Here is a 13972-nt window from a genome sequence, read left to right as displayed (position 1 = left end):
GACCCGTGACGACGGTTGCCCTCATCGATGACCACGAATCGGTGCGCCTCGGCCTCGCCGCGGCGCTCGCGAACGACGGCATCGACGTCGTCTTCAGCGGGGCGACGGTGCGGTCATACGCCCGCGCGGGCCTCGCGCGGCCGGCCGACATCGTGCTGCTCGACCTCATGCTCGGCGACGGGACGACCGTGATCGAGAACGTCAGCGCGCTCGCGGCGTCGTCGTCGGTGATCATCCACTCGGTCGCCGATCGACCGGGCGCGGTCCGCGAGGGGCTCGCCGCCGGCGCCGTCGGCGTCGTCAGCAAGGCGTCGCCGCTCGCGACCGTCGTCGCCTCGGTGCGCGCCGTCGCGGCGGGGGATCCCCTCGACAACGTCGAGTGGGCGGCCGCCGTCGACAGCGACACCGACTTCGCCGACGCGCACCTCTCGGGGCGCGAGCGCGAGGTGCTCCGGCTGTACGCCGCGGGCCTGCCGCTCAAGGCCGTGAGCCTGCGCCTCGGGATCGCGTACTCGACCGCGAAGGAGAACATCGCCCGCGTGCGCGCGAAGTACACGCAGGTCGGGCGCCCCGCGCCGACCAAGGTCGACCTCATGCGGCGCGCCCTCGAGGACGGCCTCGTCGCCCCGCCGAACGAGCAGCCCGCGGATGGCGCCTGACGGATCCTCGCCCGGCACGGTCGACGCGCAGGGAGGCGTCGCCGCGGTCGAACGCGCCTGGATGCTCGCGCCTCGCCGGCCCGAGCGCCCCGCGGAGCCGGGCTTCACGGGCGCCCGCATCGAGCGCGCCTACGAGATCCTCATGGCGATCGGCGGCGTGGCGATGGGGGCGCAGACCTTCGTCGTCGCGCTCCGGCACGGCGTCCTCCAGCCGGGGCGCCTCCCGATGTTCGCGATCGTCATGGCGGCGGTCGCCGCCGTCATCGTGTGCTGCGCGATCGGTCGCGGCGCGCGGATCGCGGCGACGGTCTTCGCCTGGCTCTTCCCCGCGTCGATCCTCATCTGGATGACGGGGACGGGGACGACGGGGGTCCGCCCGCCCGACGAGCCGTGGTCGTTCTTCCTCATCTCGGTCGCGTCGAGCTGCGCGATCATCGCGACGCGCCGCATCGCCTGGCACCTCGTGGCGGCGATCGGGATCCCCGTGCTCTTCGGGATCGGGCGCGTCGTCATCGGACGCGGCGAGGCGCCGTACTGGGCCCAGCTGCAGTACGACGTGTCGATCGCGATCCTCATCAGCCTGGGGCTCGTCCTCATCGGGGTCACGATCCGCGACATCGCGGCGAACGTCGACGCGGCGCGGGAGGCGGCGCTCGCGGCCTACTCGGAGGCGATCGGGATCGAGTCGGCCGAGCGCGAGCGGCGCGAGACCGCCGCGCTCATGCACGACAGCGTGCTCGCCGCTCTCCTCGCGAGCGCGCGGGCCCGCTCGCCGCAGGAGCGCCGGCTCGCCGTCGCGATGGCGCGCGAGGCCCTCAACCGGCTCGCCGACGACGAGCAGGAGGCCGCCGTCGGCACGAACGAGCCCGTCGACGCCGTCGCGATCGCCGACGAGCTGCGGGCCGAGATCCAGGCGCTCGGCGTTCCGATCGACGTCGTCGAGAGGCCGGGCGGATCCGCGATCCCCGGCCGCGCGGCGCGCGCCCTCGTCCTCGCGGCCGCGCAGGCCGTCGCCAACGCCGTGCAGCACGCCGGGGCGGAGGGCCTCGGCGTCGTCGTCGAGCCGGCGGGGGAGGGCGTGCGCATCACGGTGCGCGACGCGGGCCACGGCTTCGACGTCGAGGCGATCCCCGCCGATCGCCTCGGGATCCGCGGATCCATCCTCGCCCGCGTCGCGGCGGCGGGCGGCGAGGCCGACGTGCGATCGGACGCGACAGGCACGACCGTCACGGTGTCATACCGCCCGCCCGACCCGCGCGTCGCCGCCACCCGGCCGGTGCCGATCGTGCACCCGGGGGCGGCGGCATGAGGCTGCGCTGGGCGCTCGTCGCGCTCGCCGCGGCGTTCGTCGTCTACTACGGCGTGCGCGGGCTCCTCAACCCCATCCCCTACGACAGGCCCGGATCCGCCGTCCTCGCCGTCGCCATGCTGTTCGCCGCCGCGGCGGTGGCGCTCGGCGTCCCGGCGACGGGCCCGCGCGACCGCGAGCGCCTCGGCCCGGGCGCCATGCCGCGGTGGGCCGCGGGCGTCTCGGCCGCCCTCGCCGCCGCGCTGCCGTTCCCCGCGCTCGATGCGCTCTCGTCGATCGACGACAGGGCCGCGCCGCACGCGACCTGGTACATCGGCGCGGCGGGCGTGATCCTCACGACCATCGCCGTGCGCCGCCGCTTCCTCTGGGCGATCGCGGGGCTCGCGGCCCTCGCCGTGACCTCGACGATCGTGCTGCGCGCGCTCGGGACCGCGCTCGCCGCGGGGCTCGTGGGGTCGGCGCTGTGGGTGGCGCTCGCGATCACCCTCGTGACGCTCGCGGACCGGGCGTTCCGCGACACCCTGCGGCTCACGAAGCTGCAGCACGAGTCGTCGGCGTGGCGCGCGAGCCAGATCGCCCGCCGGCGCGAGCGGCGCGAGCGCGTGCAGCTGGCGCTCGGCGTCGCGGGCCCCGTCCTGACCCGGGTGATCGAGTCGCAGGCGCAGCTCGACGACGCGTGGCGCGACGAGGCGCTCTTCGCCGAGGCGACCCTGCGCGACGAGCTGCGGGGCACGGCGCTCCTCGACGACGCCGTGCGTGCGGCGATCGCGGGGGCCAGGCGCCGCGGATCCGTCGTCTCGCTGTACGACGAGGGCGGTCTCGCGGGGCTCGACGAGGCCGGGCTGCAGGGCGTGCGCGCCGAGCTCGCCCGGACGATCGCGGCGGCGGGGAGCGCGCAGATCATCGTGCGCACCTCGCGGCTTCCCGCGACGGCGGTGACGGTCGTGGGGCGGGCCTCCGACGACGAGGACGACGTCGACCTGTGGAACGAGATCCCGCGGCCCTGACACGGAGAGGGCCCGGGGTGACGAGAGATGTCACCCCGGGCCGAATTGCGACCGGTTACCCGAAAACCTGCCGCAGGGAGCCTGTCGGACTCCGCCTACCCTGGAGCGGAGACGACGGCGAACGCTGAACGTTCATCAGAGACGCTACAGATCCTGGACCGGGTCCGGTAGTCGGCCATTCGGGGGACAAAGTGTCGGCCGCACCATTCCGATCCGACACGGGAAGGCCGGATCCGTTGTGCCTGTCCTCCAAGGCCGCGCGGGGCGTCGCGGCTAGGGTTGATCGGGTGACCGAACCCGACATGTCGACAACGGCCGGCAAGATCGCCGATCTGCGCGCACGCCACCAGGAAGCGGTGGTCGAGCCCGAGAAGAAGGCGATCGAGAAGCAGCACGCGAAGGGCAAGCAGACGGCGCGCGAGCGCATCGAACAGCTCCTCGACCCGGGCAGCTTCGTCGAGATGGACGAGTACGTGCGTCACCGCACGACGGCGTTCGGCATGGACCGCTCGCGGCCCTACGGCGACTCGGTCGTCACGGGCGTCGGCACGATCCACGGCCGCACGGTCGCCGTCTACTCGCAGGACTTCTCGACCTTCGGCGGTTCGCTCGGCGAGGTCGCCGGCGACAAGATCGTCAAGGTCATGAAGCTCGCGCTGCAGGGCGGCATGCCGATCATCGGCATCCTCGACTCCGGCGGCGCGCGGATCCAGGAGGGCGTCCTCGCCCTCGGCAAGTACGCCGAGATCTTCCGCCTCAACACCGCCTCGTCGGGCGTGATCCCGCAGATCTCGATCGTCATGGGGCCCGCGGCCGGCGGCGCGGTGTACTCGCCGGCTCTCACCGACTTCGTGATCATGGTCGACAAGACAAGCCAGATGTTCGTCACGGGCCCCGACGTCATCAAGACGGTGACGGGCGAGGACGTCGGCATGGACGAACTCGGCGGCGCGCGCACCCACAACACCCGCTCCGGCGTCTCGCACTACCTCGCCGAGGACGAGGACGACGCGCTCGACTACGCGCGCTCGCTGCTCGGCTACCTGCCCGACAACAACATGGCGGATCCGCCTGCGTACGACTCGGCGTTCGAGTTCGAGACGACCGACGGCGACCGCGAGCTCGAGACGCTGATCCCCGACTCGCCGAACCAGCCCTACGACGTCAACGAGGTCATCTCGCGCGTCGTCGACGACGGCGAGTTCCTCGAGGTGCAGCCCCTGTTCGCGCCGAACATCGTCGTCGGCTTCGGCCGCGTCGAGGGCCGCTCGGTGGGGATCATCGCGAACCAGCCCTCGCAGATGGCGGGCACGCTCAACATCGACGCGGGCGAGAAGGCGGCGCGGTTCATGCGCTTCTGCGACGCGTTCTCGATCCCGATCGTCACGCTCGTCGACGTTCCCGGCTACCTGCCCGGCACCGACCAGGAGTGGGACGGCGTGATCCGCCGCGGCGCGAAGCTGCTCTACGCTTACGCCGAGGCAACGGTCCCGCTCGTCACGGTGATCCTGCGCAAGGCGTACGGCGGCGCGTACATCGTGATGGGATCCAAGCAGCTGGGCGCCGACGTGAACTTCGCCTGGCCGACCGCCGAGATCGCCGTCATGGGCGGCCAGGGCGCGATCAACATCCTGTACCGCTCCGAGCTGCGCAAGGCCGAGGAGGCCGGGCTCGACGTCGCGGCCGAGCGCTCGCGCCTCGCCGCCGAGTACACCTACAACGTCGCGTCGCCGTTCCTCGCGGCCGAGCGCGGCGAGCTCGACAGCGTTATCGACCCCGTGTCGACCCGCGTCATGATCGCCAAGTCGCTGCGGGCCCTGCGCGGCAAGCGCGCCGAGCTGCCGCCCAAGAAGCACGGGAACATCCCGCTGTGAGCGACGCGCCCGTCGTCCAGATCGTCGGCGGCGATCCCACGGCTGACGAGCTCGCGGCGATCGTCGCGGTCGTCAGCGAGGCCTACGTGCAGGAGGCCGCCGCCGCGACGGTGCCCGAGGCGCAGTCGTCGACCTGGACGACCTCCCGCCGCCTCCGCCGGTACTCGCGCACCCCGTGGGGCCGCTTCGCCGGCTGAGCTGAGCCTCTGACGATGCGCTGACGCTCTGGTGATCCGGGGCCGATGGGGCGGCGCTCGGCGTCGCGTCAGAGCCTTGGATCACGCGGCCTCGATGCGGGCGAGCGCGGCCCGGATGTCGCGCTCGACGAGCGGCCAGTCGTGCATGATGTCGCGGTAGTCGAACCGCAGCACCGTGTACCCGCGCGCGAGCAGCCGGCGATCCTGCGCCAGGTCGCGCCGGCGCCGCGCGGGGTCGCTGTGGAACGCGAAGCCGTCGAGCTGCACGACGAGCCGCCTCCCGATCAGGCCGTCGACCGGGTGCCCGTCGATCATCGCCTGCTGCACGACGCGGAAGCCCGCGTTCCGGGCCTGCCACACGAAGGTCGACTCGACGCCGGAATCAGACAGATCCGACGCGAGCGCGCTCAGCCGCCGCGCCGCGATCGACGTCCACGGCAGGGATCGCAGGTGGTGCGAGGTCACGAGATCCCGGTTCAGCGCCGACTCCCAGATCGCGAACGCCTGCGGCTCGGCGAAGCACACGGCGGCGTGAGCGAGGACGTTCTCGATCGGATCCACGAGATCGCGTGGGCTGCGGCGGGCGAGCGCCCGCGCGCGGTGCGCCACGACCGACGTGGTGTCCTCGTGCGCCGACGGGTCGATCGCGATGTGCGGGATCACGTGCGCGGCGATCTCGGGCGGGACCCACAGCCCGTATCGCGCGAGCGCGGACGCGCACGTCACGTGCCCGCCGAGCGCGGCGGCGGCGCGGATCTCGGGCGGCGCGTCGGGGAGGACGAGCCACCGGCGGCGCATGAGCAGGATCCCCTCGTCCCGGCGGCGCCGGAGGATCCCGGACGAGGACCAGCCGCGCTCGAGCAGATCCCGTCTGTGCAGCCAGCCGCCGTGCGCGGCGAGCAGCTCCGTCAACATGGTGGGCCTCCGAGACTCTGGGGATCGGCCGAGGTTCTGGCGGAAACGCGGGATTCGGGCGGGAGTGGGCGCATCGTCAGAGGCTCGGCGTCACGCGGCGCGGCGGGCCGCCGGGGCGAAGGCTCGGGCGAGTGCGCGCGACGCGTCGTTCGACCACCGGAGCTCGGGGATCCGGGCCGCGTCCAGCAGACCGCGGTCGAGCGCGTGCTGCCACACGGCGCGGTCGACGGGAGCGGGAAGGCACAGCGCCGCGGCGTCGAGCGCGTTCTCGACCGGATCCACGAGCGCCCCCGCCTCGGGCGGCACGACGGGCCGGTGCCAGTGCGCGACCGAGCGGTCGGTGTCGCCGCGCCGCGTCGCGATGTGCGGTGCGACGCTGTGCGGCACCGCGACGCCGAGCCGCTCGAGCGCCGTGACGCAGGTGATCCGGCCGTCCTGCCGGATCGCCTCGAAGACCGCGAGCGGGGCCTCGGGGAGCACGGCCCATCGCCGGCGCAGCACGACGACGTGCCCCGCGCCGATCGCTGCGCGCAGCTCGTCGTCCCGCCCCTCGGCCCGCAGCCGCGCGATCGGAACGGCGCCGTCGTGCGCCCTGAGATGCGCCGCGAGGGGCGCGGGGCGGGGCGCGGCGGGGGCCGCCGGTGGGGATCCGACGGGCGCGCGCAGGTCCTCGAGTTCGCGATGCATGCCGGGAGCATGCCGCCCCGCGCGGCGTCCCCGCTCGGCGCCGCGAGGGGGCGCTGTGGAGGGCGGCGCGGGATCCGCGGCTGTGGACGCGCTGACCCGCACAGCCGACACGCCGTACCGTGGAGGGCGTGCCCCGCATCGTCGAGGTCCCGCACACGGGATCCACCAACGCCGACCTCGTCGCCGCGCTCGCCGCGGGCGAGGATCTGGACCACCTCCACGCCCTCGTCACGCGCGACCAGCGCGGCGGCCGCGGCCGCCTCGACCGCTCGTGGGACACGCCGGCCGGCTCGTCGATCGCGCTCTCGCTCGTCCTGCGCGTCGGGCGGATCCCCGCGGAGCGCCGCGGGTGGATCCCGCTCGTCGCGGGCGCCGCGATGGCGGCGGCGATCGGCGAGCAGCTCCCGGGGCACGATGTCGGCGTGAAGTGGCCCAACGACGTGCTCGTCGACGGGAGGAAGATCTGCGGCATCCTCGCCGAGGTCGCCCTCCCGGACGCGGTCGTCGTCGGCAGCGGCGTCAACACGCGCATGACGGCCGAGGATCTCCCGGTTCCGACGGCGACCTCCTTCGCGGCCCTCGACGAGGAGGCCGACGAGGAGCGCCTGATCCGCGACTACCGCGATCGGCTCTCCGAGCTCCTCGCGGTCCTCGAGCGGCGCCCGGCGCGGGCCGAGGTCGAGCGCGTGCTCGTCACGCTCGGCCGCGAGGTCACGGCGCACCTGCCGGGCGGGGGGAAGCTCACGGGCGTCGCGGAGCACCTCGACGACGACGGACGGATCGTCATCGCGGGTCGCGCCGTCGCCGCGGCCGACGTCGTGCACCTGCGCCCGGCGGTCTGACGGGCGCCGTCGGAGACAATGGAGCCGTGGAGAACGAACGGCCGGAGCTGCGGATCGCGTCGATGCGCGGGGGAGCCGCGCACCTGACCTGGTCGGCGATCATCGCGATCGCCGTCGCCGCGGGCGTGGGATACGGCGCGGGCAACCTGCCCGACCCGTTCCAGGACTGGATGCTCTTCGCCGTCGCGGGAGCCGTGGTGCTCGTCGGCGTCATCGTGCCGTGGTGGCGGTGGGCGGGCCGCAGCTACATCATCACGACGCGCCGCGTCATCGCGACCAACGGCCTGATCTTCCGCCGGCGCAGCGAGCTGCTCCACGCGGCGGGCTACGGCGTCGAGACCACCCGCACGCTCGCGCAGCGGATCTCGGGAACCGGCACGCTGACGCTCGTCGGCCCGGGCGGATCCGTCGAGCTGCGCGGCGTGCACCGCCCGCGCCTCGTGAGCGAGACCCTCGCGGACCAGGTCGAGATCTCGCAGATCCTCGCCCACCGCCAGGCGCAGCAGCTCGCGGCCGACCCCTACCTCGAGCACCCCGAGGCCTGACGGCGACGCGCGTCCTGGGATGATGGATCCCATGACGAAGCGCGTGGGTGTTATCGGGGGCGGACAGCTGGCACGGATGATGATCGCGCCGGCGAGCGAGCTCGGCGTCGAGATCGCGGTGCTCGCCGAGCAGGAGGGCATGTCGGCCCGCCTCGCCGCGACTCGCGTCGGCGACTACGCCGACGTCGAGACCGTCCGGGCGTTCGCCCGCGAGGTCGACGTCGTGACCTTCGACCACGAGCACGTCCCGCAGGAGGTGCTGCGCGCGCTCGTCGCCGACGGCATCGCCGTGCACCCGGGGCCCGACGCGCTGCGGTTCGCGCAGGACAAGCTCGTCATGCGGCGCCGCCTCGCCGAGGTCGGCGCACCGCAGCCCGACTGGGCTCCCGTCTCGACGCGCGACGAGCTCGCGGAGTTCATCGCCGACCACGGCGGCCGCGCCGTCGTGAAGACGCCGCGCGGCGGCTACGACGGCAAGGGCGTGCGCGTCGTCTCCTCCGCCGACGAGGCCGACGACTGGTTCGCGGCGTTCGCGGGCGAGGCGATCCTCGTCGAGGAGCTCGTCGACTTCCGCCGCGAGCTCGCTCAGCAGGTCGCGCGCCGCCCGAGCGGCGAGATGATGCCGTACGTGCTCGTCGAGACGGTGCAGAAGGACGGCGTCTGCGCCGAGGTCTTCGCGCCCGCGCCGCAGGCGAGCCCGCGCGAGCTCGAGGTCGCCGCCGAGATCGGCACCTCGATCGCCGAGGGCCTCGGCGTCACGGGCATGCTCGCCGTCGAGCTCTTCGAGACGACCGACGGGCGCCTGCTCGTCAACGAGCTCGCGATGCGCCCGCACAACAGCGGCCACTGGACGCAGGACGGATCCGTGACGAGCCAGTTCGAGCAGCACCTGCGCGCCGTGCTCGACCTGCCGCTCGGCGCGCCGGACCCCCTCGCCGAGGCGACCTGCATGATCAACATCCTCGGCGGCCCGCAGGACGGATCGGCGATCGACGGCCGGTTCGCGGCCGCGATGCTCGACCAGCCGCGCGCGAAGATCCACACCTACGGCAAGGATCCGCGTCCGGGGCGCAAGGTCGGCCACGTCAACGCGACGAGCGACGAGCTCGACGACGCCGTGTACGTCGCCCGCGCCGCCGCCGCGCACTTCGGCTGACCCGCTTCCGCCGGATCGCGAGGTGTCTCCCAGCCAGTCGCAACCTCGGCCCCTACGCTGAGACGGTGCTGCACTCGTCTGAGACGCCCCTCGTCGGCGTCGTCATGGGATCCGACTCCGATTGGCGCGTCATGCAGGCCGCGTCCGATGCGCTCACGGAGTTCGGCATCGCGCACGAGGTCGAGGTCGTCTCGGCCCACCGCACGCCCGACAAGCTCGTCGCCTACGGCCGCGAGGCGCGCTCGCGCGGCCTGAGGGCGATCATCGCCGGCGCCGGGGGAGCGGCCCACCTGCCGGGCATGCTCGCCTCGCTCACCGCGCTCCCCGTGATCGGCGTCCCCGTGCAGCTCGCGACGCTCGAGGGCATCGACTCGCTCCTCTCGATCGTGCAGATGCCTGCGGGGATCCCCGTCGCGACCGTCTCGATCAACGGCGCCAAGAACGCGGGGATCCTCGCGGCCCGCATCATCGGGGCGGGCGATCCCGACGTCGCCGATCGCGTCGAGGCCTACGCCCGCGAGCTCGAGGCCCAGGTCGACGAGAAGAACCGCCGGCTGAAGGAATCGCTGTCGTGACCATCGCGCCCGCCCGGCCGGGGGCGCGCGGTTCGCTCGTGAACCAGACGCCGATCCGCACGCCAGACGTCGCGGACGGCGCCGTCATGACGAAGCGGGCCTGGTGGCTCGTGATCCTCAACTTCCTGATCCCCGGATCCGCGCAGTCCCTCGCGGGCAGCCGCCGGCTGGGGCGCTTCGGCCTCGCCTCGACGCTCCTCATGTGGGTCCTCGTCGTCGTCACGGTGCTCGGCATGCTCCTGTGGCGCAGCGCCGTGCAGCCGATCCTCCTGCGGCCGGCGGTCCTCTTCGTCATCGCCGCGCTCATCGCGGCGTACGCGATCGTGTGGGTGATCCTCTCGATCGACACCTTCCGGCTCGTCCGCATCGTGAAGACGCGCGCGCCGCAGACGTTCCTCGTCAGCCTCCTGGCAATCGTCCTCGCCGTCGTGCAGGGAATGACGGGCTGGTACGGATCCACGACGGTCTTCGCGGCCGCGGGCGGGCTCGGTTCGATCTTCTCCAACTCGGCCCCCGTCGTCGAGCCGAGCGACGGGTACTACAACGTGCTCCTGCTCGGCGCCGACTCGGGCGAGGGGCGCGACTCCATGCGCTTCGACAGCATCTCGGTGATCTCGGTCGACGCCGACACGGGCAAGACGACGATCACGGGCATCCCGCGCGACCTCCAGCACTTCTCGTTCAGCGAGGGCAGCCCCATGCTCGCGCAGTACCCCAACTACTTCGAGGGGAAGAGCGACCCGACCTGCGGCTGGACGAGCGGCATCAACCAGCTCACGAACGCCGTCTCGGTGTGTGACGAGTCGGGCCACGGCGACGAGCTGTACCCCGACGCCGAGAGCCAGGGATCCACGCCCGCGATCGAGGCGACGAAGGACGCGGCCGAGGGGATCCTCGGCATCGACATCCCCTATTACGTACTCGTCGACATGCAGGGCTTCGCGAGCCTCGTCGACGCGCTCGGCGGCGTCGACATCAACGTGACCGAGCGCCTGCCCGAGGGCGGCGGCCCCGCCTACGAGGGCCAGCCCGCCGAGGACTGGGCCTCGGGGTGGATCGAGGTCGGCCAGCAGCACATGGACGGCGAGACGGCGCTCTGGTACGCCCGCAGCCGCTACACGACGAGCGACTGGGATCGCATGCAGCGCCAGCGCGAGCTGCAGGAGGCCGTCATCAGCCAGATGACGCCGCAGAACGTCCTCGCGCGCTTCCAGGAGGTCGCGTCGGCGACCGACGACGTGCTCACGACCGACATCCCCCAGGGGCTCGTCTCGACGTTCGTCGACCTCGCCGTCGACGCGCGGCAGCAGGACATCACGAACATCGAGCTCACGCCCGAGGGCGCGGGCGTCGACCAGGAGTGGCCCGACATGAGCGCGATCCACACGCTCATCGACGGGACTCTGCACCCCGACGACGGCAGCGGCCAGTGAGGGCGTTCAGGTTGACGGCGATAAGATCCGGTGTGCTTTTCAGTCACCTCAGTGAGCGGAGTACGCGCGCGTGACGACGATCGATCTGTCCGAATACGACGTCCCCGGCCGCGGCCGCGGACTGAGCGACGTGTGGCGCTGGCGGTACCTGCTCGGCCTTCTGATCCGCAAGGGAACCGCCCTCCGCTACCGCAACTCGGCGCTCGGCTGGGTCTGGTCGTACATCAAGCCGCTCATCCAGTTCTTCATCTACTACTACGTGATGGGGTTCATCTTCGGGATGGCCCGAGGCAGCGTCGACAACTACCCGCTGTACCTCTTCGCGGGCTTCGTCACGGTGACGTTCTTCAACGAGGCGTTCGGCAACGCGACGACGGCCGTCGTCGACAACCACGCGCTCGTCAACAAGATCTACCTGCCGCGCGAGCTCTTCCCGATCTCGGCGGTCATCGGCGCCTTCATCCACTTCCTCCCGCAGGCGGGCATCCTGCTCGTCATCGCGATCCTCTACGGGTGGGTCCCCGGATTCCTGCACATCGGGGCGATCCTGCTGGCGCTCGTGCTCGTCGCGCTGTGCTCGACGGGGCTCGGCCTCTTCTTCGCGGGCCTCAACGTGCGCTTCCGCGATTCGCAGAACTTCGTCGACGTGATCCGACAGCTCGCCACGTGGGCGTCGCCCGTCCTTTACACGTGGGACCTCATCCAGCAGCACCTGCCGCACTTCCTCGTGCCGATCTACATGGTCAACCCCATCACGGTCGCGGTCGAGCTCATGCACTACGGCTTCTGGCAGCCGTCGGTCGTGGGCGACACGGACAAGGGCTGGCTCGGGTTCCCTCCGCACTTCGAGATCTACACGATCGGCGCCGTGGTGCTCTGCCTCATCTTCCTGTTCATCGGACAGGCCACGTTCCGCCGCTTCGAGCGCACCTTCGCCCAGGACCTGTGATGGCAACAGAGACTCTCGCACAGACCTCGACGGCGCGTCCGTCGATCATCCTCGATCACGTCACGAAGAAGTTCCTCAAACGGAACACGCACTCCTTCAAGGAGGCGTTCGTCGGGTGGATCCGCGGCCGCAAGGTGCGCGCCGACGAGTTCATCGCGCTCGACGACGTGTCGTTCCAGATCGGCGAAGGCGAGTCGGTCGCCGTCCTCGGTTTCAACGGATCCGGCAAGTCGACCACGCTGAAGATGGTCTCCGGCGTCCTCGAGCCCGACAAGGGCCGCGTCTTCACCCGCGGCCGCGTCGCGGGCCTCATCGAGGTCGGCGCGGGCTTCCACCCCGAGCTCTCGGGCCGCGAGAACGTCTATCTCAACGCCGCGATCCTCGGCATGTCGAAGGAGGAGACCGAGGCCCGCTTCGACGACATCGTCGCGTTCAGCGAGATCGGCGACTTCATCGACCAGGAGGTCAAGCACTACTCCTCGGGCATGTTCATGCGCCTCGCGTTCGCGGTCGCGATCCACGTCGACCTCGACGTCATGCTCGTCGACGAGGTGCTGTCGGTCGGCGACGCGCCCTTCCGTGAGAAGTGCTACGACAAGATCGAGGAGCTCGTCGCGCGCGGCGTCACGATGCTCGTCGTGAGCCACGACATGTCGACGATGCAGCGCCTCTGCAAGCGCGGCATCGTGATCCACGACCACAAGGTCCTCTACGACGGAGACATCGAAGAGGCCGTCAGCATCATCAAGTCCACCCCGCACTGATCCGTCGGGCCTGCAGGCATCGGGTCTGGCGGGAGCCGCGCAGCAGCGGGGGACTGCGCCGCGCAGGCATCGCCCGCTCAGCGGACCCAGCTCAGACCGCGCAGCGGATCGGTAACCGCTACTTCTTCTTGCGGCGGAGGGCCTTCTTCGCGGCGCGGGCGGCGCGCTCGGGGATGCTGTAGTGCACGGCCACGTTCTCGATGTGGGCGGCGAGGCGCTGCTCCATCTCGGCGAGGCGGCGATCGATGTACTTCGTGAGGTACAGGGGGAGCCCCTGGCCGTTCTCCTGCACGTACTCGCGCAGCGCCTGGTCGCGGATCAGGGCGTCGTACTTCGCGTGGTCGCCCGAGGCGTCGATGACGCTGTTGCCGGCCGATCCGTCCTGCCCGGGGCGCTGGTGCCAGAACGCGTACGGGGTGTCGCCGAGGTACTCGAGGGGGCCGCGGGCGAGGACCTGGAGGGTGAAGTTCCAGTCGCCGACGACGGGCAGCCGCTCGTCGTAGGGCCCGATCTCGTCGTGCAGCGCGCGGCGGTAGACGAAGCCGATCGGCACGAAGCGGTTGAACTGCATCGTGTCGCCGAGGGTCGGCGCCGTGAGCTGCTGCTGGAAGATCTCGCGGCCCGTCTCGACGTAGTCGCCGGCGGGGGAGACCTGCTCCCAGACGATCTCGATGCGCGAGACGACGCCGCCGCGGTCGGCGTGCGCCGGGTCGTCGAGGTAGGCGGCGGCGCGCTCGAGGAACTCGGGGTGCCACGAGTCGTCGTCGTCGTGCAGGACGAGGAGCGGTGCGCTCGTCGCGGCGACGCCGGCGTTCGCGCTGACCCAGCGGCCGCGCGCCTCGTCGTGGCTGACGACGCGGATCCTGTCGCGCTGGGCCGCGGGAACGTGCGAGACGACGGCGTCGACCGCGGCGGGGTCGCCGCCGTCGTTGACGATGACGCACTCCCACTCGGCCAGGGTCTGGCGCGTGATGGAGCGCAGAGCACGCTCGAGGAAGCGGGGCCTGTCCTTCGTGCGGACGACGACCGCGACGCGCGGCCCCGCTTCCTGCTCGCTCAT

At 72.0% G+C, this 13972-nt stretch carries 15 protein-coding genes; 12 read left to right on the top strand and 3 right to left on the bottom strand.

The features are described 5' to 3' along the window. The first annotated feature begins 5 nt into the window (after positions 1 to 5). From H576_RS0100835 to H576_RS0100815, 5 genes are all read left to right on the top strand, one after another. The gene (locus H576_RS0100835; protein WP_029149338.1) at positions 6 to 659 is read left to right on the top strand and encodes a response regulator transcription factor; all 654 of its coding nucleotides are present in this window, start codon (positions 6 to 8) and stop codon (positions 657 to 659) included. Beyond that, on the top strand, positions 649 to 1968 hold the full coding sequence (locus H576_RS13835) for an ATP-binding protein (protein ID WP_051171970.1): 1320 nt from the start codon (positions 649 to 651) through the stop codon (positions 1966 to 1968). The genes H576_RS0100835 and H576_RS13835 overlap by 11 nt, the downstream gene beginning before the upstream one ends. Further along, entirely contained in the window at positions 1965 to 2975 is a 1011-nt protein-coding gene (locus H576_RS0100825; protein ID WP_029149337.1) for a hypothetical protein, read from the top strand. Before H576_RS13835 ends, H576_RS0100825 begins: the two co-directional genes overlap by 4 nt. A 302-nt stretch (positions 2976 to 3277) precedes the next feature. Further along, positions 3278 to 4849 carry an acyl-CoA carboxylase subunit beta gene (locus tag H576_RS0100820; RefSeq protein WP_036318566.1) on the top strand — a complete coding sequence of 524 codons (1572 nt, stop codon included), beginning with the start codon at positions 3278 to 3280 and terminating at the stop codon, positions 4847 to 4849. After that, positions 4846 to 5046 carry an acyl-CoA carboxylase subunit epsilon gene (locus tag H576_RS0100815; protein ID WP_029149335.1) on the top strand — a complete coding sequence of 67 codons (201 nt, stop codon included), beginning with the start codon at positions 4846 to 4848 and terminating at the stop codon, positions 5044 to 5046. Before H576_RS0100820 ends, H576_RS0100815 begins: the two co-directional genes overlap by 4 nt. Before the next feature lie 81 nt (positions 5047 to 5127). On the opposite strand, the gene H576_RS0100810 is transcribed toward H576_RS0100815, so the two are convergent. Continuing rightward, on the bottom strand, positions 5128 to 5961 hold the full coding sequence (locus H576_RS0100810) for an endonuclease domain-containing protein (RefSeq protein WP_029149334.1): 834 nt from the start codon (positions 5959 to 5961) through the stop codon (positions 5128 to 5130). Positions 5962 to 6051: 90 nt separating this feature from the next. After that, positions 6052 to 6648 carry a hypothetical protein gene (locus H576_RS16005; protein ID WP_029149333.1) on the bottom strand — a complete coding sequence of 199 codons (597 nt, stop codon included), beginning with the start codon at positions 6646 to 6648 and terminating at the stop codon, positions 6052 to 6054. A 128-nt stretch (positions 6649 to 6776) separates the two neighbouring features. Between H576_RS16005 and H576_RS0100800 the strand changes: the two genes are divergently transcribed. The 7 genes from H576_RS0100800 (at position 6777) to H576_RS0100770 (ending at position 12912) form a co-directional block, all read left to right on the top strand. Beyond that, a complete protein-coding gene (locus tag H576_RS0100800; protein WP_245559088.1) occupies positions 6777 to 7490 on the top strand; it encodes a biotin--[acetyl-CoA-carboxylase] ligase in 714 nt (237 codons plus the stop codon). A gap of 26 nt (positions 7491 to 7516) precedes the next feature. Continuing rightward, positions 7517 to 8035, top strand: coding sequence for a PH domain-containing protein (locus tag H576_RS13825; protein ID WP_156888062.1), 519 nt, complete (start codon positions 7517 to 7519; stop codon positions 8033 to 8035). A 31-nt stretch (positions 8036 to 8066) separates the two neighbouring features. After that, on the top strand, positions 8067 to 9191 hold the full coding sequence (locus H576_RS0100790; protein WP_029149331.1) for a 5-(carboxyamino)imidazole ribonucleotide synthase: 1125 nt from the start codon (positions 8067 to 8069) through the stop codon (positions 9189 to 9191). 104 nt (positions 9192 to 9295) lie between these two features. Further along, the gene (gene purE, locus H576_RS0100785; RefSeq protein WP_029149330.1) at positions 9296 to 9766 is read left to right on the top strand and encodes a 5-(carboxyamino)imidazole ribonucleotide mutase; all 471 of its coding nucleotides are present in this window, start codon (positions 9296 to 9298) and stop codon (positions 9764 to 9766) included. Continuing rightward, entirely contained in the window at positions 9763 to 11199 is a 1437-nt protein-coding gene (locus H576_RS0100780; protein ID WP_051171968.1) for an LCP family protein, read from the top strand. The genes purE and H576_RS0100780 overlap by 4 nt, the downstream gene beginning before the upstream one ends. Before the next feature lie 70 nt (positions 11200 to 11269). Beyond that, complete coding sequence (locus H576_RS0100775) at positions 11270 to 12148, top strand: ABC transporter permease (RefSeq protein WP_029149328.1); 879 nt, start codon at positions 11270 to 11272, stop codon at positions 12146 to 12148. Beyond that, the gene (locus H576_RS0100770) at positions 12148 to 12912 is read left to right on the top strand and encodes an ABC transporter ATP-binding protein (RefSeq protein ID WP_029149327.1); all 765 of its coding nucleotides are present in this window, start codon (positions 12148 to 12150) and stop codon (positions 12910 to 12912) included. The genes H576_RS0100775 and H576_RS0100770 overlap by 1 nt, the downstream gene beginning before the upstream one ends. A gap of 118 nt (positions 12913 to 13030) precedes the next feature. Here H576_RS0100770 and H576_RS13820 read toward each other — a convergent pair whose 3' ends face one another. Further along, the gene (locus tag H576_RS13820; protein WP_051171966.1) at positions 13031 to 13972 is read right to left on the bottom strand and encodes a glycosyltransferase family 2 protein; all 942 of its coding nucleotides are present in this window, start codon (positions 13970 to 13972) and stop codon (positions 13031 to 13033) included.

Origin of the sequence: Microbacterium indicum DSM 19969, from assembly GCF_000422385.1 — a bacterium.
In the GTDB taxonomy this organism is placed as follows: domain Bacteria; phylum Actinomycetota; class Actinomycetes; order Actinomycetales; family Microbacteriaceae; genus Microbacterium; species Microbacterium indicum.
This window is presented reverse-complemented; position numbering and strand designations above follow the sequence as displayed.

Bases quoted from the DNA above. Each gene is read 5' to 3' on its own strand.
- H576_RS0100810 (WP_029149334.1), bottom strand. From the start codon at position 5,961: ATGTTGACGGAGCTGCTCGCCGCGCACGGCGGCTGGCTGCACAGACGG.
- H576_RS0100820 (WP_036318566.1), top strand. From the start codon at position 3,278: ATGTCGACAACGGCCGGCAAGATCGCCGATCTGCGCGCACGCCACCAG.
- purE (WP_029149330.1), top strand. From the start codon at position 9,296: ATGGGATCCGACTCCGATTGGCGCGTCATGCAGGCCGCGTCCGATGCG.
- H576_RS13835 (WP_051171970.1), top strand. From the start codon at position 649: ATGGCGCCTGACGGATCCTCGCCCGGCACGGTCGACGCGCAGGGAGGC.
- H576_RS16005 (WP_029149333.1), bottom strand. From the start codon at position 6,648: ATGCATCGCGAACTCGAGGACCTGCGCGCGCCCGTCGGATCCCCACCG.
- H576_RS0100790 (WP_029149331.1), top strand. From the start codon at position 8,067: ATGACGAAGCGCGTGGGTGTTATCGGGGGCGGACAGCTGGCACGGATG.
- H576_RS0100825 (WP_029149337.1), top strand. From the start codon at position 1,965: ATGAGGCTGCGCTGGGCGCTCGTCGCGCTCGCCGCGGCGTTCGTCGTC.
- H576_RS0100770 (WP_029149327.1), top strand. From the start codon at position 12,148: ATGGCAACAGAGACTCTCGCACAGACCTCGACGGCGCGTCCGTCGATC.
- H576_RS13820 (WP_051171966.1), bottom strand. From the start codon at position 13,972: ATGAGCGAGCAGGAAGCGGGGCCGCGCGTCGCGGTCGTCGTCCGCACG.